Annotated in this window: 22 protein-coding genes and 1 pseudogene; 19 read left to right on the top strand and 4 right to left on the bottom strand. The window is 37.3% G+C overall.

The window, feature by feature from the left end; translation table 11 throughout:
* Positions 1-22 precede the first annotated feature (22 nt).
* From aroE to V7138_RS05300, 6 genes are read left to right on the top strand one after another with little or no spacing between them, the layout of a single operon-like run.
* Positions 23-868: a shikimate dehydrogenase gene (gene aroE / locus V7138_RS05275; protein WP_335394705.1), complete on the top strand. Its 846-nt coding sequence runs from the start codon at positions 23-25 to the stop codon at positions 866-868.
* Positions 862-1,161, top strand: a complete 300-nt coding sequence (gene yhbY / locus V7138_RS05280) for a ribosome assembly RNA-binding protein YhbY (protein ID WP_335394707.1) — start codon at positions 862-864, stop codon at positions 1,159-1,161. The genes aroE and yhbY overlap by 7 nt, the downstream gene beginning before the upstream one ends.
* A gap of 20 nt (positions 1,162-1,181) precedes the next feature.
* A complete protein-coding gene (locus tag V7138_RS05285) occupies positions 1,182-1,751 on the top strand; it encodes a nicotinate-nucleotide adenylyltransferase (protein WP_335394709.1) in 570 nt (189 codons plus the stop codon).
* A complete protein-coding gene (gene yqeK, locus V7138_RS05290; RefSeq protein ID WP_335394711.1) occupies positions 1,741-2,322 on the top strand; it encodes a bis(5'-nucleosyl)-tetraphosphatase (symmetrical) YqeK in 582 nt (193 codons plus the stop codon). The genes V7138_RS05285 and yqeK overlap by 11 nt, the downstream gene beginning before the upstream one ends.
* Positions 2,315-2,671: a ribosome silencing factor gene (gene rsfS / locus V7138_RS05295; protein WP_335394712.1), complete on the top strand. Its 357-nt coding sequence runs from the start codon at positions 2,315-2,317 to the stop codon at positions 2,669-2,671. The genes yqeK and rsfS overlap by 8 nt, the downstream gene beginning before the upstream one ends.
* Positions 2,668-3,411, top strand: coding sequence for a class I SAM-dependent DNA methyltransferase (locus tag V7138_RS05300; RefSeq protein ID WP_335394714.1), 744 nt, complete (start codon positions 2,668-2,670; stop codon positions 3,409-3,411). The genes rsfS and V7138_RS05300 overlap by 4 nt, the downstream gene beginning before the upstream one ends.
* A 106-nt stretch (positions 3,412-3,517) precedes the next feature.
* Here the strand turns inward: V7138_RS05300 and comER are convergent, their stop codons facing one another.
* Positions 3,518-4,351, bottom strand: coding sequence for a late competence protein ComER (comER, locus tag V7138_RS05305; RefSeq protein ID WP_335394715.1), 834 nt, complete (start codon positions 4,349-4,351; stop codon positions 3,518-3,520).
* 102 nt (positions 4,352-4,453) lie between these two features.
* Here comER and V7138_RS05310 point away from each other — a divergent pair, with 102 nt between their 5' ends.
* The 4 genes from V7138_RS05310 to V7138_RS05325 all read left to right on the top strand — a co-directional run bounded on the left by V7138_RS05310 (position 4,454) and on the right by V7138_RS05325 (position 8,021).
* Positions 4,454-5,056 (top strand): helix-hairpin-helix domain-containing protein, encoded by a 603-nt coding sequence (locus V7138_RS05310; protein WP_335394716.1) that lies wholly within the window; start codon positions 4,454-4,456, stop codon positions 5,054-5,056.
* 93 nt (positions 5,057-5,149) lie between these two features.
* Positions 5,150-5,689 (top strand): ComE operon protein 2, encoded by a 540-nt coding sequence (locus V7138_RS05315; RefSeq protein ID WP_438824318.1) that lies wholly within the window; start codon positions 5,150-5,152, stop codon positions 5,687-5,689.
* Entirely contained in the window at positions 5,652-7,733 is a 2,082-nt protein-coding gene (locus tag V7138_RS05320; protein ID WP_335394719.1) for a DNA internalization-related competence protein ComEC/Rec2, read from the top strand. The genes V7138_RS05315 and V7138_RS05320 overlap by 38 nt, the downstream gene beginning before the upstream one ends.
* Before the next feature lie 3 nt (positions 7,734-7,736).
* Positions 7,737-8,021, top strand: a complete 285-nt coding sequence (locus V7138_RS05325) for a ComEC/Rec2 family competence protein (protein ID WP_335394721.1) — start codon at positions 7,737-7,739, stop codon at positions 8,019-8,021.
* A gap of 78 nt (positions 8,022-8,099) precedes the next feature.
* On the opposite strand, the gene V7138_RS05330 is transcribed toward V7138_RS05325, so the two are convergent.
* The gene (locus tag V7138_RS05330) at positions 8,100-8,234 is read right to left on the bottom strand and encodes a YqzM family protein (protein ID WP_099352202.1); all 135 of its coding nucleotides are present in this window, start codon (positions 8,232-8,234) and stop codon (positions 8,100-8,102) included.
* A gap of 396 nt (positions 8,235-8,630) precedes the next feature.
* Between V7138_RS05330 and holA the strand changes: the two genes are divergently transcribed.
* Positions 8,631-9,647 carry a DNA polymerase III subunit delta gene (holA, locus tag V7138_RS05335; protein WP_335394723.1) on the top strand — a complete coding sequence of 339 codons (1,017 nt, stop codon included), beginning with the start codon at positions 8,631-8,633 and terminating at the stop codon, positions 9,645-9,647.
* Positions 9,648-9,757: 110 nt separating this feature from the next.
* On the opposite strand, the pseudogene V7138_RS05340 reads toward holA, so the two are convergent.
* Together V7138_RS05340 and rpsT are read right to left on the bottom strand one after the other, a co-directional pair.
* Positions 9,758-10,971, bottom strand: a pseudogene (locus tag V7138_RS05340) (ISL3 family transposase).
* A gap of 198 nt (positions 10,972-11,169) precedes the next feature.
* Entirely contained in the window at positions 11,170-11,436 is a 267-nt protein-coding gene (gene rpsT, locus V7138_RS05345; RefSeq protein WP_335394724.1) for a 30S ribosomal protein S20, read from the bottom strand.
* A 247-nt stretch (positions 11,437-11,683) separates the two neighbouring features.
* Between rpsT and gpr the strand changes: the two genes are divergently transcribed.
* The 8 genes from gpr (at position 11,684) to dnaK (ending at position 21,550) form a co-directional block, all read left to right on the top strand.
* Positions 11,684-12,811 (top strand): GPR endopeptidase, encoded by a 1,128-nt coding sequence (gpr, locus tag V7138_RS05350; protein WP_335394726.1) that lies wholly within the window; start codon positions 11,684-11,686, stop codon positions 12,809-12,811.
* Positions 12,812-12,898: 87 nt separating this feature from the next.
* Positions 12,899-14,095: a stage II sporulation protein P gene (spoIIP, locus tag V7138_RS05355; RefSeq protein WP_335394728.1), complete on the top strand. Its 1,197-nt coding sequence runs from the start codon at positions 12,899-12,901 to the stop codon at positions 14,093-14,095.
* 19 nt (positions 14,096-14,114) lie between these two features.
* Positions 14,115-14,468, top strand: coding sequence for a YqxA family protein (locus tag V7138_RS05360; RefSeq protein ID WP_335394730.1), 354 nt, complete (start codon positions 14,115-14,117; stop codon positions 14,466-14,468).
* Between the two features lie 282 nt (positions 14,469-14,750).
* Positions 14,751-16,574, top strand: coding sequence for a translation elongation factor 4 (lepA, locus tag V7138_RS05365; protein ID WP_335394731.1), 1,824 nt, complete (start codon positions 14,751-14,753; stop codon positions 16,572-16,574).
* A 72-nt stretch (positions 16,575-16,646) separates the two neighbouring features.
* On the top strand, positions 16,647-17,783 hold the full coding sequence (gene hemW / locus V7138_RS05370) for a radical SAM family heme chaperone HemW (protein WP_335394733.1): 1,137 nt from the start codon (positions 16,647-16,649) through the stop codon (positions 17,781-17,783).
* A gap of 167 nt (positions 17,784-17,950) precedes the next feature.
* Positions 17,951-18,982: a heat-inducible transcriptional repressor HrcA gene (hrcA, locus tag V7138_RS05375; protein WP_335394734.1), complete on the top strand. Its 1,032-nt coding sequence runs from the start codon at positions 17,951-17,953 to the stop codon at positions 18,980-18,982.
* Between the two features lie 36 nt (positions 18,983-19,018).
* Complete coding sequence (gene grpE / locus V7138_RS05380; protein ID WP_438824314.1) at positions 19,019-19,672, top strand: nucleotide exchange factor GrpE; 654 nt, start codon at positions 19,019-19,021, stop codon at positions 19,670-19,672.
* Between the two features lie 36 nt (positions 19,673-19,708).
* Positions 19,709-21,550 (top strand): molecular chaperone DnaK, encoded by a 1,842-nt coding sequence (gene dnaK / locus V7138_RS05385; protein WP_335394737.1) that lies wholly within the window; start codon positions 19,709-19,711, stop codon positions 21,548-21,550.
* Positions 21,551-21,572: the final 22 nt, after the last annotated feature.

The raw sequence follows: 21,572 nt of genomic DNA on the forward strand, positions 1-21,572 counted from the left end.
AAATTTAATTACGGGTGAGGAAATGGAAAAGGTTTATGGGGTAATCGGAACTCCCATCTCACATTCAATGTCACCAATTATGCATAATGATCTGTTTGAACATTACAAGCTTGAGGCAAGATATCATGCCTTCCATGTTACACAAAAAGGTGTAAAGGCTGCAATGGAGGGGATTAGAGCACTTGAAATATCCGGCATAAATGTCACGATACCTCACAAGATTGATGTCATTGAATATTTAGATGAAGTAGAAGAGGTTGCAGCAAATATAGGTGCAGTAAACACGATTGTCAATGAGAATGGGAAATTAATTGGCTATAATACGGATGGACATGGTTTTATCCGTTCGTTAAATCAAGTGATTCGTAATGAAGAATTATGTTCTTCAAAAATATTAATAATCGGTGCTGGTGGCGCAGCAAGGGGAATCTTCATTTCATTAGCGGCAATAGGAGTTAAAAAAATTGATATTGTAAATCGCACGATTGATCGAGCGAAAACAATTATCGAAGATTGTAAGTATACTGTTGATTCGCATGCATTGGGTTTTGCTGAGGCAGAAGCGGATTTAGGGAGTTATCAAGTGATTGTCAATACGACTTCAGTTGGAATGCATCCGAATGTGGATGAAATGCCTCTTTCAATGGATAAAGTCGCTCCAAAAACAATCGTAAGTGATATTATTTATAATCCATTTGAAACGAAACTCTTGAAAGAAGCTGCAAAACGTGGGGCGATTACTCAAAATGGAATTGGGATGTTTGTCTATCAAGGTGCCCTAGCTTTTGAAAGATGGACTGGAATATTTCCGGATACAAAAAGAATGGAAAGACTAGTAACAAGTCTATTAGGAGGAAAAACATGCTAACAGGAAAACAAAAACGATTTTTGCGCTCCAAAGCTCATCATTTAGACCCCATTTTCCAGGTGGGAAAAGGTGGAGTAAATGAAAATATGATTAAACAAATCAGTGATGCACTTGAAGCACGTGAACTTTTAAAGGTAAGTGTGCTCCAAAATTGTGAGGACGATCGTGATACAGTGGCGCAAGCATTAAGTACTGGTGCAAAAGCCGAATTGGTTCAGGTTATTGGAAATACAATTGTGCTATACAAAGAGTCGAAAGAAAACAAAAAATTAGAACTACCAAAATCAAAATAGGTTTTGTTGGAGGGACATAAATGAACCATATCGGAATCTTAGGTGGTACATTTGATCCGCCCCATATTGGTCATCTATTCATTGCATCTGAGGTATTAACTAGGTTAAATCTTTCGGAAGTGTGGTTTATGCCGAATCATATTCCACCCCATAAAGAGCGAAAAAGCTATGTGACCGATCGGGAGCGGGTTGAAATGCTTTCTCTTGCTATATCTGATCAACCGAAATTTAAATTACAGTTGATTGAACTGGAAAGAGAAGGCCCCTCATATACATACGATACAATTAAATTATTACGTAAAAAATACGAAGATACAAAGTTTTATTTTATCATTGGGGGAGACATGGTCGAATATTTACCACATTGGCATAAAATTGATGAACTCATTGATATCGTTACATTTGTGGGGGTCAAAAGACCAGGTTATTCATTTCCGACTCAATACCCAATCACTGAAATAGATATGCCCCAATTAGATATCTCTTCTTCAATGATCCGAAAGAGGCTAAGAGAAAAAGGAAATACTATGTATTTACTTCCCGAAAAAGTACGAAACTATATAGAGGAGAAGCATTTATATGGAACGTGAGAAGGCTCTAAAGATAGTCAAAGAACAGTTAACAGAGCATCGGTATCAGCATACAATTGGTGTGATGGACACAGCGATTGAACTATCAAAACGATATCATGCTGATGTGAAAAAGGCTGAAAAAGCTGCCATTTTTCATGATTATGCAAAGTTTAGGTCTAAGGAAGAGATGAAGCAAATCATCATCGAACAACAGATGCCTTCAGATTTATTAATCCATAATACAGAGCTTTGGCATGCCCCAGTTGGAGCCTATCTTGTAAAAATTGAGGTAGGAATTGAGGATGAAGAAGTACTTAATGCGATTCGTTACCATACATCTGGACGAGAAAAAATGACGCTGCTTGAAAAGGTTATTTTTGTGGCAGATTACATTGAGCCAGGAAGGCATTTTCCAGGTGTAGAGGAAGGAAGAGAGCTTGCAAAACAAGATTTAGACAATGCTCTCATTTATGCTTTGCGAAATACGATCATGTTTTTGGCAAAGAAAAATCAAGCTATTTATCCAGATACTTTGCGGACATATAATTCTTTAATTTTTGAGAAAAAGGGGGAACCCAGAGGTGAATGAAAGAGAAATTTTAACATTTGCGGTTCAAGCTGCTGACGATAAACGTGCAGAAAATATAATTGCATTAAATATGAAGGGATTATCCCTTGTTGCCGATTATTTTCTAATTTGCCATGGAAATTCTGAAAAACAGGTGCAAGCGATAGCTCGTGAGATTAAAGACGTAGCTGATGAAAATGGCATTCATATTAAACGCCTAGAAGGCTTCGATGAAGCAAGGTGGGTACTTGTTGACTTGGGAGATGTAATTGTACATGTGTTCCATAAAGATGAGCGTACCTATTATAATTTAGAACGTCTGTGGGGAGATGCGCCTACTGAAACAGTTGAAGATGTGCTAAGTTTATGAGTTATGGTGAATTTGCCTATATCTATGATGAACTGATGCGTGATGTTGACTATGAGCAATGGATTTCATTTGTTAAAAGCAAAGTAACACAGTTCAACAAAGCAAGTGGTCTACGTGTTCTTGATATCGGTTGTGGCACAGGAGAAATTGCCATTAGACTAGCGCAAGAAGGCTTTGAGGTTGTCGGGGTTGATCTTTCAGAAGATATGTTGTCGGTTGCTAATCACAAGGCAATAGAAGCAGGAGTGAAAGTTGAATTTTACCAGCAAAATATGGTTGAAATTTCAGGATTTGAACCATTTGATTTAATTATCATTTTCTGTGATTCGCTTAATTATCTTCACACTGAAGCTGAGGTTCAAAAAACCTTCGATAATGCGTTTAGGCTGTTAAAAAAAGATGGATTATTTCTATTTGATGTCCACTCCGTTTATAAAATGGATACCATTTTCATGAATGGACCATTTGTGAGCGCAGATGATCAAGTTAGTTTTATTTGGAATTGTTTTAGTGGAGAGTATCCTCACAGTATTGAGCATGAACTGTCCTTTTTTGTGAAAAATGAGCATAATGAAGATTACACAAGATTTGACGAGTTTCATGAACAACGAACTTTTCCAATTGAAACATATCAAATCTGGCTTGAGGAAAAAGGGTTTTATGTACAAGAAATGATTGGTGATTTTACAGACCCTGTTCATGATACATCTGAACGAATATTAATAACTGCAAAGAAATAGAGGTCAGGCATTATTGTCTGACCTCTTCTATGATTTAATTCCGGTTTAGCCCTGTGCTTGTCACTAAGGGTACATGCCTTGCGCTTTTTTTATTGAAATGGTATATTTAGCGAGATGGAGTTTCTTTAAACTGTTCATTGACCTCTGAAATATCCTCATCAAACTTTCTGTGGGTACTCCTAAATACTTCTTCAAATAATTCACCAATATGCTCTTCCATTGCATTAATACCTTCTCCAGTGATACCACCTTTTACACATACTTTTTCCTGTAGTGTAGGTAATGTATAAATGCCCTTTTCAAGTAACTTCCCCATTCCGATAATCATTTCACTTGCTAATTTTGTTGCTTGCTCCTCAGTAATTTTTGTTTCCTTCACAGCCGCTTCAACAAACCGTCTCAATAAATAAGCAAAAAACGCAGGACCACAACTAACAATATCAGATGCCACTCTCGTTACTTCATGATTTATATAAACCGGTGTGGAAATTTGTTCAAAAAGGTTTTCTAAATAATCCTTAAACCTGTTACTAATGCTGTTACCAAAAGTAAATAAGGATACACCGGTAAGCGCACGGTTGGTAATGCTCGGGATTATTCGTGCAACCTGACAATTTACAAGTGATTCCAGCTGTTCAACTGAAATCGGACTTGTTATTGAAACAATACATTTGTTGCTTGTTAAGAAACAAGATAATTGGTGTAAAAGGGGGTGAATCTCTAATGGCTTCACACAAATAAATATTAAATCAGAGCCTTTTACTACCTCTTCATTAGTTGCTGCAACCGTAATATCTGGTAAGGAGTTCTTGATGGCTATTGCTTTTTCGATTGTACGATTGGTAATGGTTAATTTTGATGGTGGAACAGCAAGAGATTCTACAAACGACTCTATTAAAATTTTCCCCATATTTCCTGTACCAATAAACCCTATTTTCAAGTTCGTCCCTCCTTTACAGACTATTCTCCTAACACATTATGTTTTTTCATGCCAAAATATGAATGTAATTTACTTAAGATCAAAAAAAATCGGAGGTAATTTATGAATCTAAAAGATAAAAAATTGAAGTTAACTGTGATTATCAGCGGGATCTGTCTTGTTATATTTTTTGTTCTGTTTCAAATTTGGGGACATGAAACAAAAGTTGAGCCCATAGAAGAAGAGGAACTGATGCTTGAACCGAACGTTGGAGAGGAAGCAGGTGTGGAAGAGGAAATCAAAGTCATTCTTGTAGATATAAAGGGAGCCATACATAATGAGGGTGTTTTTGAGGCTAAAGATGGAATGAGAGTTAAGGACGTCGTTGAGATGGCTGGAGGTTTTACTGAAGATGCGGAACATAGGCAAGTTAATTTAGCACAGCGAGTGGAGGATGAAATGGTCATTTATGTTCCTCGGATTGGTGAAAGTCCTGAAATAGAATCCAGCAGCTTACCATATAAAGAAGATGGAAAGGTATCACTTAACAAGGGGACTCAAGCAGATTTTGAAACATTGACAGGTATTGGCCCTTCTAAAGCTGCAGCGATTATTGCATTTCGTGAAGAAAATGGGCCATTCAAACAACTTGAGGATTTACTTCAAGTGAGCGGGATTGGCGAGAAATCCTTCGAAAAGATAAAGGACGAGCTCAAATTGAATTGACGATTCATAGTGGATACAGATAAAATAATTGTAAGATTTTGTTGAAGGGATGGGGATATGTTGAATAATCGAATAAAATGGGATCAATATTTTATGGCTCAAAGCCATTTACTTGCATTAAGAAGTACATGTACACGCTTAACAGTTGGTGCAACTATTGTTCGAGATAAGCGGATTATTGCAGGGGGCTATAACGGGTCTGTTTCAGGCAGTACCCATTGCATTGATGAGGGCTGCTATGTGGTCGACAATCATTGCATCAGAACTGTACATGCTGAGATGAATGCGTTATTGCAATGCGCAAAGTTTGGAGTTCCCACTGAAAATGCTGAAATCTATGTAACACATTTTCCGTGCCTTCAATGTACAAAAGCAATTATCCAGGCAGGAATTAAGGTAGTTTATTACGCGGAGGATTATAAAAATCATCCATATGCACTTGAACTACTTGAGAAATCGAATGTAATAGTTCAAAAGGTTCCACTTCAAGAGATGGTAATTGACCTAAGATCAAGAGAGAAAATAGAATTTGTTAATGAATTAATTGAGAAATTGACGAAATCAGGTGCGGAAGATAAGGAAATAAAGGCATTGCATGAACAAGCAGCCACGCTTTTTTCGATTATCGGTTGATTTAATTAAGAAGTATGGGGACTATGTACGAGGGAAGCTTGTTTACCTTGCTTTCTTTTCGGTCTTAGGAATACTAGTCCCTTATACCTCTTTTTCATGGTTTAGTCTTCTTCTCACACTACTGCTATTAGGTTATATCATTCTCCGCCACCAATTCGCACTTATTATCCTTAGCAGTTTCACTCTATTATTCTTCATGTGTTTGTTTATTCTCCTCGATACTCATAATCAAACCAAACTAGCACCTACGACAACATTAATTAACGCCGAAATAGTAGAGACTCCAGATATAAATGGTGATAAACTCTCTGTCATTGTAAACACTTCTAAGGAAGAAAAACTACTTTTGGTTTATTATTTTGAAACAGAACTTGAAAAAATTCAACTTAGCAAATCACTAAAAATGGGGTTGGTTTGTACCTTTAAGGGAACTCTTAAAGAACCACAGGGATCAAGAAATCCACATTCATTTGATTATCAGAGGTATTTATACTTTCAAAAAGTCCATTGGATCTTTGAGGCAACCACTGTAACTCCCGAAAACTGTTTTCCTCAGGAAAAATGGTCGCTAAGCCGTTTGCTTCTTAAGGTACGGGAAGCGGGAATTCATCATATCGATTCTCATTTCGACGGGTCGACTTCAGGAATTATCCAGGCTTTAATTTATGGAGAAAGAATGAATATTGAGACTGATATCGTTAACTCCTATCAATCATTAGGTTTAATCCATTTATTGGCAATATCAGGACTTCATGTAAGCCTCATGACAGGAATGTTTTACTTTTTGTGTATACGTTTTGGAGTGACACGGGAGTCGACTGCAACGCTTCTTCTATGTTTATTACCAGCTTATATCGTGATTGCCGGGGGTTCTCCATCAGTTATGCGTTCTGTACTGATGTGTATGCTTTTATTTGCCACAATCATATGGTTTAAAAAGGCTAGTATGCTTGATGTCATCAGTTTTGTTTTTATTTTTATGCTAGCGTTTAATCCCTACTTTTTATTTAACATCGGTTTTCAATTATCCTTTATGGTTAGTGCATCTTTAATTTTATCCTCTAGAGCTATCTTTAAACATTATCCAAATACATTTTCTTCCTTATTTGCGGTGTCATTTTTATCGCAAATAGCCTCATTGCCCATTTTACTCTTTCACTTTTTTGAGTTTTCATTGTTAAGCTTGCCGCTAAATATGCTGTATGTTCCCTTATACTCGGTCATTATTTTGCCTTTCGCTTTGATCACGGTTTTTCTACTTGGAATATTTGAACCAATCGGGAAAATTTTTGCTGCCGTGCTAACATGGCTCCTAGAAATAGTAAATCAAACTACTGTTTTAGCTTCACAATTTTCAGGCTCCGTGTTGACATTAGGGAAACCTGGAACAGTACTCATGATTATGTATTGTGTAGCAATCTTTTACTTCTTAATTTGTTGGGAGAAGAAGAAAGTACTTTTGCAACTGGCGTTACTAGCGCCAATTGGAGTTGTAATGCTCCATGTCATCCTCCCTTATTTAAATCCATATGGAGAAGTTACGATTATCGATGTTGGGCAAGGGGATAGTGTCTATATCGAACTCCCGTTTCGAAAAGGGGTTTATTTAATTGATACTGGGGGGACGATTCAATTTGAACAGGAACAATGGAAAAAAAGAAGAAAAGAGTTTTCTACTGCTGATATCATTCTTCCTTTTTTAAAATCAAAAGGAGTACGCAGCCTAGACAGGCTTATTATTACACATGGTGACCAAGATCATATTGGTGGTGCATATGATCTAGTGGGAAGGGTAGGGATAAAGGAAATCGTCTTTGGGAAAAGCAAGAAGGATGCAAGTCAAGAAGTCGTTTTGAAGAAACTAGCCATGAAAAAAGGTATTCGCATTAATCAGGTGGAACATGGCCAAAAGTGGAAAGAAGGTGAACATATTTTTTGTATTTTAGCTCCGAAAGGAAATGAAAGGAAGGAAAACAATAATTCTGTAGTCATTTATACTAAGCTCGGTGGTTTAAATTGGTTATTTACAGGGGATATTGAATAAGATGTGGAGCTTGATCTTATTAAAACGTACAAAAATTTGCAGGTGGATGTCCTAAAGGTAGGTCATCACGGAAGCAAAACTTCTTCAACTTTAGGATTTATTCAATTCATAAATCCTAAAGTTGCAATTATCCCGGTAGGAGTTAATAATCGATTTAACCACCCGCATCCGGACGTTATTAAGTTATTTAAAGATGAGAAAATTAAGGTTTATCGAACAGACAAACATGGTGGAATTCGATACCGCTATTTTAAAAAATCAGGAACCTTTTTACACACTCTTCCATAAGATACTGTAAAGCAAGGTACGAAAAGAGACTGCCACAAAAAGGGCAGTCTCTATTTGACAGTATGTATTCTGTCGGTATTAAGCTCCGATAACCTTAATTAATGTTGCGATAATGAAAATTGTAGCGAAGAAGCCAAATGATACAACGAATGCTACCCCAGCATCAATAACGTCATTTCGTGTGTTTTTAATATTTTTTTCAAATTCGTTCACGCCTAACCCCTCCTAAACAGTTATAGTATAGCCTAACTACCTAAAAAAATCTATAATTCCTTTAAAAGTTTGGATTTGTTTTACAAAAAAACAAACCCGAAAAAAGGCAAAAATCCTTTTTCCCCTATTATCTGATACTCTTCCTTTATTAACAACACTTGTCACAAATAGTTCAAAAAACAAAGTCAATCCTAATAGTACATAAGCAAACATCAATGTAATGGTCTGTAAAAATTATCATTACTCAACAAGTTACCCGGGGCTTGTTTGGTAATGTTTCATATAGATTGGGAATTGGCCAAAACCAATTCCCTTTACTTTTTCAGGTTGAAAATTTCACGATTTCCCGATACGATGAAATAGGTAAATGAAGGCTTACAGTGGAGAGGAATACGAATGAATTTAGAGCTATGGAAAAAAATCAAGAAAAAACAATTTGCACCTGTTTATTTATTACATGGATCTGAAAGCTATTTAATCCAGGAAACAAAGGAATTAATCATTGAATATAGCATTGAAGAAGAAGAGAAGGATTTTAATTTATCGGTGTTTGATTTAGAGGAAACACCAGTTGAAATTGCATTAGCCGATGCAGAAACCCTTCCTTTTATGGGCGAAAGAAGGGTTGTTATTTTACAAAATCCTTCATTTTTAACTTCTGAGAAAAACAAGGAAAAGGTTGAGCATAATATATCGGTTCTTGAACATTACATAAAAAGTCCAGCTCCTTTTACAATCCTTGTGTTTACTGCACCATATGAAAAACTTGATGAACGAAAAAAAATCGTCAAGCTCTTAAAAGCAAATGCGGAAACATTAACAATCAATGCATTGTCTGAAAAAGATTTACATAGTTGGATTATGGATCGTGCACATCAGCATGAAGTCACCATTCGGCCATCTGCAATACAAGAACTTTTACAGGTTGCAGGAACAAATCTCATGAATATTACACAGGAAGTAGATAAAATGTGTCTATATCTTGGGGAAAATGGTGAGATAACGGAGGAAACTGTTCAATTGCTTGTTCCAAGGTCGCTGGAACAAAATATTTTTTCGCTTATTGATAAGGTAGTGAATCGTAAATTAGATGAGGCCTTACGTATCTTTTATGACCTATTACAAAATAATGAAGAGCCAATAAAAATATTATCCTTGCTTGCAACACAGTTCAGGTTAATTTTTCAGGTAAAGGAGCTTTCTAGACAAGGGTACGGTCAGCAGCAAATTGCAGGAAATTTAAAGGTTCATCCATTTCGTGTCAAGCTTGCAGGTGGACAATCAAATTTATTTTCACAAGAAGAGCTATTAAAAATTATAAGTGAGCTTGCGGAAGCAGATTATGAAATGAAAAACGGTAAAATGGATAAAACATTAATTTTGGAACTATTTATAATGAAATTGGCAAAATAAAGGTTCTAAATCAAATGTTGGGGTTTCAGGCTACCGCGCTTCGCTTGGTGGCCTCTATAAAAAATGATGGATGGTACCGTTCATCATTTTTTATAGAGGAGAATGCCCAGTTAACCAATATGTACCCCTATTCTTTTATACTTGTGTGTTAATAAAATTTTCGCCCTAAAGCGTTCAAAAACTCTAAATCCATAAGATTTCTCTTCAGAACTTTGGTGGAATTATTAATTCCTTCTAAAAACCCATTTGAATATTCATATGCAAAGCTATTTAATACTTCAACTTGCCAATTTTGTATGGTCTTTATTGCTTTAATCATTTCTGGTATCTTTGAATCTTCAATTAGCTTATATAGTTCTTCCAATTCCTTTTTAACCAAACTAATATGGTTTTTTCCGTTTTCTTTGGCACGTAAAAACCACGCACGATAAGCCTCCTTGATCTCATAAGCTCGTTGGAGCTCCTTTGACTTTTCCAAGTATCTATCTAAATGCCATCGTTCATCCTTGATTAAGCGCTGGCTATCTTTATGAAAGACATGTTTCATACGTTTACACTTTTTACGGTCGTAGCCATGAAATTCGTTTTGTACTCGCCGTCTTACTCCATCAAGCCCCCAATAAATGTAGCGACAAAAATGAAACCTATCCGCTACAATAACGGGTTTACCCAATGCTTCTTGAACGGCTGCTTTAAAGGAATGATTCATATCCATTATGACTATTTGAACCCTAGATCCATGCTTTCTTAAGTAGTCTTTAATCGTACGTTTATAGCGATTTGGCAGAATATCAATCGGTTGCTTTGTAATCCCATCCGCAATGATTAACTGATATTTCCCTTCGCGGGTATCACCTTTGTATTCATCAATGGCTATAACTGTTGGTAACTCCTCCACAGGACGAATTTCACTACGGGATATTTGATCGAATCGACGTATAATAGTTGAAGGAGAACATCCATAGATTTCAGCCGTTTCCTTGAACGTTTTTCCTTTGATCGCTTTTATCGATATCGCTTGATTCCACTCTATTGAAGTACGTTGATAACGCATGACGAAAGGGTTTTTCTCCGAAAAACGTTTTCCACATTCACAGACATAACGTCTACGTTTATAAAAGATTTGAGTTTTTCTTTCAAACCACTTTAAGTGTTGAATTTTTTGTAGACGATAGTCATGAACTTTATTCGTCCTTTGATTACATTTAGGACACCGGTGTACTTTTCTCTCCATTTCAACGTACAGTCGCACTACTTCACCGACTTCTTCAACATTGGTTAAGATAGCCCCTTTTAATCCAGGAATAATCATGGTAAAATCCATATTGCACGCAACTCCATTCTTTACACTTGTTTCTAGTCAATTCAAGTATAAAAGAATGAAGAGTTTGCGTGTTTTTTTATGCACACAAATTTTTTTCTAAACCCCAACAAATATTATAGAGCCAAAATAAATAACAAAATAAAAAAACGACTCAATTCGAGTCGTTTATTTATTGTCTGGCGCCTGCGCTTTTGGTTATTATGCGTTAACCCCGTTAAGTTTTTTAGCTAGACGAGACTTTTGACGGTCAGCAACATTTTTATGGATAAGACCTTTACGAGCCGCTTTGTCAAGCTTACTTGAAGCAGTAACGAATGCAGCTTGTGCATTTTCAACATCGTTATTAGCAACTGAAGCTTCGAAGTTTTTCACAGCAGTACGCATTGCAGACTTTACAGTTGCGTTATGAGCACGGCTTTCATCACTTGTTTTTACACGTTTGATAGCTGATTTAATATTTGGCATACTTTCACCTCCTGCGAATATCAAGATGATCTAAAGTGATCAATCATTTATGATAAGGGAAATCTGCTTTCCTTCACTAAATGATCAGAATACAGTCTTTGATACTCTGATGTTACAACAAAAGTTATTCTATCAAATTGACTGTGATAATGCAATACCAATCTATTTCCCACAAGATAAAAATTGCATGAACCGTATTTCTGCGGGTAAAGCTATACATACTATGTGAAAAATGGAGGTAATTGGATTGGGAGAACAACTAGATTTAACCAAATATTCAGTTCGAACTGATTTAGCTCTTGAAGCAAGCGCGATGGCTGTCGAGGAACGTAACAAAACTTTAAAAGAAGAGGAACAGCCTGTATCCGAAATTGAAGGTGTCATTATAAAAGAAAGACAAGAGGATGGCATTACCATTTCAACTGTTGAAATTACCGATGAAGGTGCGGAGGCAGTAGGAAAGAAAAAAGGAAACTACTTAACATTAGAGGTTCAAGGAATCCGCCAAAAAGATTCAGAACTTCAACAAAAGGTACAAGAAGTATTTGCAAAGGAGTTTAGCCAATTTCTTTCAAATCTTAACATTGGCAAGGAAGCAAGCTGTCTTGTTGTAGGACTAGGGAACTGGAATGTCACACCAGATGCGCTTGGACCATTAGCAGTTGAAAATCTGGTTATTACTAGACATCTTTTTGCACTACAGCCGGAAAATGTCCAGGATGGCTTTCGTTCTGTAAGTGCAATTGCACCAGGGGTTATGGGTTTAACGGGAATTGAAACAAGTGACATTATTTTTGGCGTGATTGAAAAATCAAAACCCGATTTTGTCATCGCGATAGATGCGCTTGCAGCGCGTTCGGTATCACGTGTGAATTCTACCATTCAAATTTCAGATACTGGGATTCATCCCGGTTCTGGAGTAGGAAACAAACGAAAGGAATTAAGCAAAGAAACATTAGGTATTCCTGTAATCGCGATTGGGATACCAACAGTAGTCGATGCTGTTTCTATTACAAGTGATGCAATTGATTTTATTTTAAAGCACTTTGGTAGAGAGCTTAAGGAAGGAGATAAGCCTTCACGTGCTCTAATACCTGCCGGGATGAGTTTTGGTGAAAAGAAGGTTTTAACCGATGATGACCTGCCTGGTGAACAGGAACGAAATACGTTCTTAGGAATAGTTGGAACCCTACCAGAGGACGAAAAAAGAAAGCTCATCCATGAAGTGCTGGCCCCACTTGGTCATAATTTAATGGTCACGCCAAAAGAAGTTGATGTGTTTATTGAGGATATGGCAAATGTCATTGCGGGTGGACTAAATACAGCTTTACACAGTGAAGTTGGCCAGGATAACTCTGGTGCTTATACCCATTAAAAAAACAGAATAGATTCTAGCAATTCGGTTCTACCAACTCAAGTTTGTTCATATCAATATGATAGACAAACATTGAGGAGGTAGAATATGAAAAGTTTTCGGGCTCAGGGAATGATGATCTCAATCCAAGGAACTAGCATTGTGAAAGGAATTCTATTCCTCATTTTTAGTTTTATATTATTGTTTACGATTACTGGAGCGATTGTCTCTCTTAAACCAGAGTATAGAATTAGTTCATCTTCGATTGGTAACGTAGCCACAAATCTTTCAGGAGAGTCTCTTGTTCACTTATTAGGATATGAAAACCATTATTTCGTTCAAGGCTTACCTGAATCTACAACAAAGCCAAATTACTTAGGAGCCGTATTTAAAGCAGCTACCAACCTAACATTGGATGACCCACGAAGCTTTTTAGGAAGAGAACTTCCGGGTTTTTCTATATTTGATGGCAAGATTCTCATAGCTGGTGAAGGAACGAACTATACCAATATGCCAATTGAATCTCCACCACCTTTGGATGTTTTGTTAGATGAAAGGCAAATTGCCACTCAAAATGTTGAACAGGCTGAGAAGCCTTCTGAACCTGTTCCGCCGCCAACGATGACGACCGGTGATAAGAAAGTGGCCTATATTTATCATACTCACTCCTCTGAAAGCTATTTTCCACATTTAAAAGGAGTGAATACAGAGAATGCAGATAATGCCCGGCATCCTGAAGTGAATGTAACAAAAGTAGGAGAAATGCTCAGTCAAGAGTTACAAGCTAGGGGAATCGGAACAGATGTTGATAAGACGAATATGGATCAATATATAAAACAGAAGGGATACAATTGGTTTCAATCCTATAAGGCATCTGGAGAGCTGGTAACAAGTGCAATGGCAAGTAATAAGGATATAACTTACTTAATTGATATACATCGGGATGCGCATCGAAAAGGAACTACTACAGTCGAAATTAATGGAAAATCATATGCGAAAATCGCGTTTATAGTGGGGACTGAAAACAAAAAACTTCAGCAAAATATTAAAATTGCTTCTGATTTACATGAGATGCTCAAGAAAAAATACCCCGGACTTAGTCGGGGAGTTATACAGCAAGGCGGTCCTGGCAATAATGGGGTATATAACCAAGACAAGTCTGGAAATGCCATGCTAATCGAATTTGGTGGCGTCGACAATAATTTCGAAGAGCTTCGCCGAACAGCTGCAGCAGTTGCCGAAGTCTTGGCGGAATACTATTGGCAAGCAGAGAAAGTAAATGCAGGTGAAACGAATAAAGAATAGGTAAGAGGGAGCAATTCCAATGGTTAAATTCATGATGAAATGTTTCTTGATTGTGACCGTTCTTCTTTTAGGAGTATTGATCGGTATGCAACAAGCAAATGAAGGGATGAAGAAAATGAGGGGCTATAATGACCCCTCACTTCAAGGTGCTTTTCATATCTCCGACGATAACGGGGAAGTTGAAGCATCCGTTTTAGGACGAAAAGTAACCAGTCATGATCTCGAACAAAAACAAAAACAACTTGAGGATGTTGAAGCCTTTAATTTTTTTTCAAGCATGGGTGAAAAGCTTGGAAATGGGATCAGTGCTTTATTTGAAAAAATCATGATTGCCATCGGAAATGGAATTGGAAGCTTACTGGATAAAATATAATGGGGAGTTTGCATTGAATTAAAAAGCAAGCTCTCTTTTCTTTTTATGGTCGTTTTTCTTAATTGAATGTGAGAACAGAGTTCTGTATAATCTAATCTAGTGAATTCTATAAATTTATAGTAAGATAACATGTACGATTAAGTTATATTGTCTAGCTCCAGCGCCTAGCCCCTCGAGGTCGCTTCACCCCTCCTCCGGCGGCAATAGCCACCTCGTCGGGGGTTCCAGCGCTTGTCGGGGCTGATCAAGGCGCTTGCGCTTTTCGTATCAGGAGGATTTTTAATGAACCAAGAAGAGAGACGTAATAGACAAACTAGAATCCGGAATTTTTCAATAATTGCTCATATCGACCATGGTAAATCAACATTGGCTGACCGCATCCTTGAAAAAACCAATGCGTTAACCCATCGAGAAATGAAAGAGCAGTTACTAGACTCCATGGACCTAGAAAGAGAACGTGGCATTACAATAAAATTAAATGCGGTACAATTGAAATATAAAGCGAAAGACGGCGAGGAATACATTTTCCACCTCATCGATACTCCAGGGCATGTAGACTTTACATATGAGGTTTCTCGTAGTTTAGCGGCATGTGAAGGTGCAGTACTTGTTGTTGACGCAGCCCAAGGGATTGAAGCGCAAACACTAGCAAACGTGTACCTAGCATTAGACAATGATCTTGAAATTTTACCTGTTATTAATAAAATCGATTTGCCAAGTGCGGACCCAGAACGGGTAAGACAAGAAATTGAAGATGTGATCGGACTTGATGCATCAGATGCGGTTCTTGCATCTGCTAAAGCGGGAATAGGAATAGAAGATATCTTAGAAGAGGTCGTTGAAAAAGTTCCTGCACCACAAGGTGATCCTGAAGCACCACTACAGGCGCTAATATTTGACTCTGTATATGATCCATACCGTGGTGTAGTTGCTTATATTCGAATCGTTGAAGGTACTGTTAAAGCTGGAGACAAAATTAAAATGATGGCAACCGGTAAAGAGTTTGAGGTTATCGAAGTAGGTGTTTTCACCCCACGTGCAACATTGCAAGAAGAGCTAACTGTTGGAGATGTTGGATTTTTAACGGCATCCATCAAGCATGTTGGCGATACACGTGTTGGTGATACGATTACGAATGCGAAAAATGGTGTAACAACAGCTCTGCCAGGTTATAGACGTCTAAATCCAATGGTCTATTGTGGATTGTATCCAATTGATACAGCAAAATACAATGATTTACGTGAAGCATTAGAAAAGCTTGAATTAAACGATGCTGCGCTTCAATTCGAACCGGAAACATCACAAGCCCTTGGGTTTGGATTCCGTTGCGGATTTTTAGGCTTGTTGCATATGGAAATTATTCAAGAAAGAATCGAAAGAGAGTTTAAAATCGATTTAATCACAACTGCGCCAAGCGTTATCTATGATATATTTTTAACAGATGGAACGGATATCAAAATCGATAACCCATCCGACATGCCAGACCCACAAAAAATTGAAAGAATTGAAGAACCTTATGTAAAAGCGACAATGATGGTGCCAAATGATTATGTTGGAGCTGTGATGGAGCTTTGCCAAGGTAAACGTGGTATTTTTATCGATATGCAGTACCTTGATGAAAAACGCGTAAGCATTATTTATGAAATTCCACTTGCGGAAATAGTATATGATTTCTTTGATCAATTAAAGTCAAGCACAAAGGGATATGCTTCATTTGACTACGAGTTAATTGGCTATAAGCCATCTAAGCTTGTAAAGATGGATATCTTGTTAAACGGTGAAAAAGTAGATGCTCTTTCCTTCATCGTTCATAAGGATACAGCATATGAACGTGGAAAAATAATTGTAGAGAAGTTGAAGGAACTCATTCCAAGACAGCAATTCGAAGTGCCTATTCAGGCAGCGGTTGGACAAAAGATTATTGCGCGTTCAACAATTAAAGCCATTCGTAAAAACGTGTTAGCCAAATGTTACGGCGGTGACATATCTCGTAAACGTAAACTTCTTGAAAAACAAAAAGAAGGTAAGAAACGAATGAAGCAAGTCGGCTCAGTCGAAGTACCGCAAGAAGCATTCATGGCAGTATTAAAAATGGACGACAAGTAACATGGAGATACCGCAGATGCTTCTGCGGTTTTTTTCACTATTATGCGTTTACTTATAGAAAGAAGTGATTTTTTGGTACAAGCAGCATACCTGCACATTCCTTTTTGTGAACAAATCTGTCACTATTGTGATTTTAATAAGGTATTTCTAAAAGGACAACCGGTTGATGAATACCTTCAATATATGGATACAGAAATGAAAAATACGATTGAGGCCTATCCACCCTCAATACTTAAATCTATATTTGTGGGAGGGGGAACGCCGACGGTTCTTTCCGTTAAACAACTGGAAGCATTCTTATCGAGTATTAACAACTATTTAAAGCCACGTAGCAAGACAATCGAGTTTACTTTTGAAGCAAACCCAGGAGATCTTACTGAGGATAAATTAAAACTAATGCTAGACTCGGGTGTTAATCGTATCAGTTTTGGTGTACAAACTTTTGATGATGAACTACTTAAAGCGATTGGCAGAACACACCGTCGTGAAGATGTATTTCATACGATTGAACTGGCAAAACAAGTTGGTTTTAAAAACATAAGCATTGATTTAATGTATGCACTGCCCCATCAAACGATCGAAAGCTTTCAGGAATCACTTGATTTAGCTTTCACCCTAGATGTCGAGCATGTTTCCGCATACTCGCTCATTATTGAACCTAAAACGGTATTTTATAATTTAATGAGAAAAGGTAAGCTCCATCTGCCTAGTCAAGAAAACGAGGCTGCAATGTATGAAACATTAATGGAAGAAATGGAGAAGCATGGGTTTAGCCAATATGAAATAAGTAATTTTTCTAAAGACGGATTTGAAAGTCGTCATAATCTAACATATTGGAATAATGAAGAATACTATGGAATTGGAGCTGGCGCACATAGCTATGTGGCTGGAAAAAGAATTTCAAATGCCGGTCCGATTAAAAAATATATGTCGGCAATTGACCAAGATGGTTTTCCGCATGTAGAAACACATTCAGTAACCGTGCAAGAAAAAATGGAAGAGGAAATGTTTTTAGGTTTACGTAAAACAAAAGGGGTTTCAATCTCGCACTTCCATGAAAAGTTTTCTGTTAGTATTTTTGATGTTTTTGCTAGCCAAATTAATGAACAAACAGAAAAAGGTCTACTTGAAGAAAAAAATGAGCACATTCGACTAACACATAAAGGGAAGTTTCTAGGTAATGACGTTTTTCAAGCATTTTTGCTTTGAACTTATCTTTAAATAATCGTGGCATCCGTTGGTGGCTTAACATCATTTAATCGTAGTTTCATCCTTGATTAAATTATGTTAATTCGTTGACAACGACATTCGTATTTGGTAATTTAATTATAGAATTAGCACTCGCGGTTAAGGAGTGCTAACAGAGGTGATGTTCCTTGCTAACAGATCGTCAACTATTGATTCTTCAAGTTATAATTGATGACTTTATAAGATCTGCACAGCCAGTAGGGTCAAGAACATTGTCGAAAAAGGATGGGATTGTGTTTAGCTCAGCAACTATTCGCAATGAGATGGCAGATCTAGAAGAACTTGGATTTATTGAAAAAACTCACAGTTCATCTGGTAGAGTTCCATCCGAACAAGGCTACAGATACTATGTGGATCATTTATTATCTCCTAGCCGATTAACTCTAGAGGAAAAGCATGAGTTGAAGTCAATTTTTGCAGAGAGGATTTATGAACTCGAAAAAATTGTCCAAAAATCTGCACAGATTTTATCTGATCTAACGAACTATACTGCAATCGTATTAGGTCCAGCCTTTAAGGAAAACAAGGTAAAAAAACTGCAAATTGTTCCAATTAACAATGAAACAGCGGTTGCCATTATCGTAACGGATAATGGACATGTGGAAAATCGAACTATTTCGTTTCCAGAATCGATTGACCCAACCGATATTGAAAAAATGGTCAATATTTTAAACGAGCGACTTGTTGGTGTACCGCTTACTGATCTGAAAAATAAAATTTATAAAGAGGTTGCTTTTCTTCTAAAAACCAATATTCGTAACTATGACACTGCCATAAATGTGTTGGACAAAACACTTACATTTCAAGCGGAAGAAAAAATGTACATTGGTGGAAAAACGAATATGTTAAGTCAACCTGAGTTCCACGATATTGAAAAAGTGCGTTCTTTTTTAACGATGATTGAAAGTGAACATGAAATTTCAAGATTGTTACGTACAAATAAAGCTGGAATTAATATTAAGATTGGTCATGAAAACAACAATATCGCGATGAATGATTGTAGTTTAATAACGGCAACTTACTCCATTGGTAATGAACATCTTGGGTCTATCGCCATTTTAGGACCAACAAGAATGGAGTATTCACGTGTAATTACCTTGTTGCAGCATTTTAGTCAGGATTTTTCAAAGGTGCTGACAAAACTGTATCAAATAGAATAGCGTGGGCCATATTTAGTAGAGGGTGATAGAGCCCTCTTGTACATATCTAGTCATAATGAAGAGGAACATTACACTTTAAGGGAGGTGAGTGTATTGGCTAACGAGAATGAAGTAGTGAAAGAAGAAATCGAAGTAGAAGAAGTAACTGCAGATCAAGATGTGGTAGAAACGATTGAACAGGCTGAAGCAGAATTGGTAGAAGAACAAGAAAATGATGTGAATGCCGAACTTTCGAAAGCCAATGAAAAAATCGCAGAACTTGAGGCTAAGTTAGAAGATGCAGAAAATCGCATTTTACGTCAAGTTGCTGACTTTGAAAACTTTAAGAGACGTGCTCGCTTAGATCAAGAAACAGCTGCTAAATATAGAGCTCAAAGCCTTGTAAATGATTTATTGCCTGCTCTAGATAATTTTGAAAGAGCCCTTCAAGTTGAGGCAACTAATGAGCAAGCTGAATCAATCAAACAAGGTGTAGAAATGGTATATCGTAGCATTATCGATGCCCTGAAAAAAGAAGGGGTAGAAGCAATCGAAGCAGTTGGAACTCAATTTGATCCAAATGTCCATCAAGCAGTAATGCAGGTAAGTGAACCAGATGCTGAATCAAATGTAGTGCTAGAGGAGTTCCAAAAAGGATATAAACTTAAAGATCGCGTTTTAAGACCTTCAATGGTTAAAGTTAACGAGTAATTCTATAGTTTTGGTCAATTTAAGGAGGAATTTTTCATGAGTAAAATCATTGGTATAGATTTAGGTACTACAAACTCATGTGTTGCTGTAATGGAGGGCGGAGAAGCTAAGGTTATTCCAAACCCCGAAGGTAACCGCACCACTCCATCTGTTGTTTCATTTAAAAATGGAGAAAGACAAATTGGGGAAGTGGCAAAGCGTCAAGCCATTACAAATCCAAACACCATTATGTCTATCAAACGCCACATGGGAACAGATTATAAAGTTGAAGTTGAGGGCAAGGAATATACTCCACAAGAAGTATCTGCTATTCTTCTTCAATACTTTAAATCTTATGCAGAAGAATATCTAGGAGAAAAAGTAACTAAAGCTGTTATCACAGTTCCAGCATACTTTAATGACGCTGAACGTCAAGCGACTAAAGATGCAGGACGAATTGCTGGTCTTGAAGTTGAGCGTATTATTAACGAACCAACTGCAGCTGCTCTTGCATATGGTTTAGAAAAGACAGATGAAGATCAAACAATTCTTGTATATGACCTTGGTGGTGGAACATTCGACGTATCTATCCTAGAACTTGGTGATGGAGTATTCGAAGTACTGTCAACTGCTGGAGACAATCGTCTAGGCGGGGATGACTTTGACCAAGTTATTATTGATTATTTAGTCGACCAATTCAAAAAAGAAAATGGCATTGATCTATCGAAAGATAAAATGGCATTACAACGTTTAAAAGATGCTGCTGAAAAAGCGAAGAAGGATTTATCTGGTGTAACATCTACACAAATTTCACTTCCATTTATCACTGCAGGCGAAGCTGGACCACTTCACTTAGAAGTAAACTTAACACGTGCAAAATTTGATGAGCTTTCTGCAGGACTTGTTGAGCGTACAATGGGACCAACTCGTCGTGCCCTTCAAGATGCTGGTCTTTCAGCAAGTGAAATTGATAAGGTAATCCTTGTTGGTGGTTCAACACGTATTCCAGCTGTTCAAGAAGCAATCAAGAAAGAAACTGGAAAAGAACCTCATAAAGGTGTTAACCCAGACGAGGTAGTTGCTCTTGGTGCAGCTATTCAAGGTGGAGTACTGACTGGTGATGTTAAAGACGTAGTTCTTCTAGACGTAACACCATTATCACTTGGTATCGAAACAATGGGTGGTGTATTTACTCGATTAATCGACCGTAATACAACTATTCCAACCAGTAAGTCTCAAGTGTTCTCTACTGCAGCGGATAATCAAACAGCTGTTGATATCCATGTGCTACAAGGGGAGCGTCAAATGGCAGCAGACAACAAAACATTGGGTCGCTTCCAATTAACAGATATTCCGCCAGCGCCACGTGGAGTACCACAGATCGAAGTAACATTTGATATCGATAAAAATGGTATTGTAAATGTTCGTGCTAAAGATCTTGGTACAAACAAAGAACAAGCAATTACAATTCAATCATCTTCTGGCCTATCTGACGAAGAAGTTGATCGCATGGTTCGTGAGGCTGAGGAAAATGCAGAAGCCGATAAGAAGCGAAAAGAAGAAGTTGAACTTCGTAACGAAGCAGACCAATTAGTGTTTACTACTGAAAAAACACTTAAAGATCTTGAAGGTAAAGTAGATGCTGCTGAAGTTGAAAAAGCAAATGAAGCTAAAGAGGCATTGAAACAAGCAATCGAGAAAAATGATCTTGATGAAATCAAAGCGAAAAAGGATGCCCTTCAAGAAATCGTTCAACAGCTTTCCGTGAAACTATACGAGCAAGCTCAGCAACAAGCACAAGCTGCTCAGGGTGCGCAAGGAACAGAAGGCGCGAACCAAGGTAAGAAAGACGATGATGTGGTAGACGCTGAATACGAAGAAGTTAACGACGATAAATAGAAACTAATAAAAGAAATAAATG

The sequence above is a fragment of the Bacillus sp. JJ1533 genome (assembly GCF_036965045.1).
Taxonomy (GTDB): domain Bacteria; phylum Bacillota; class Bacilli; order Bacillales; family Bacillaceae_L; genus Ferdinandcohnia.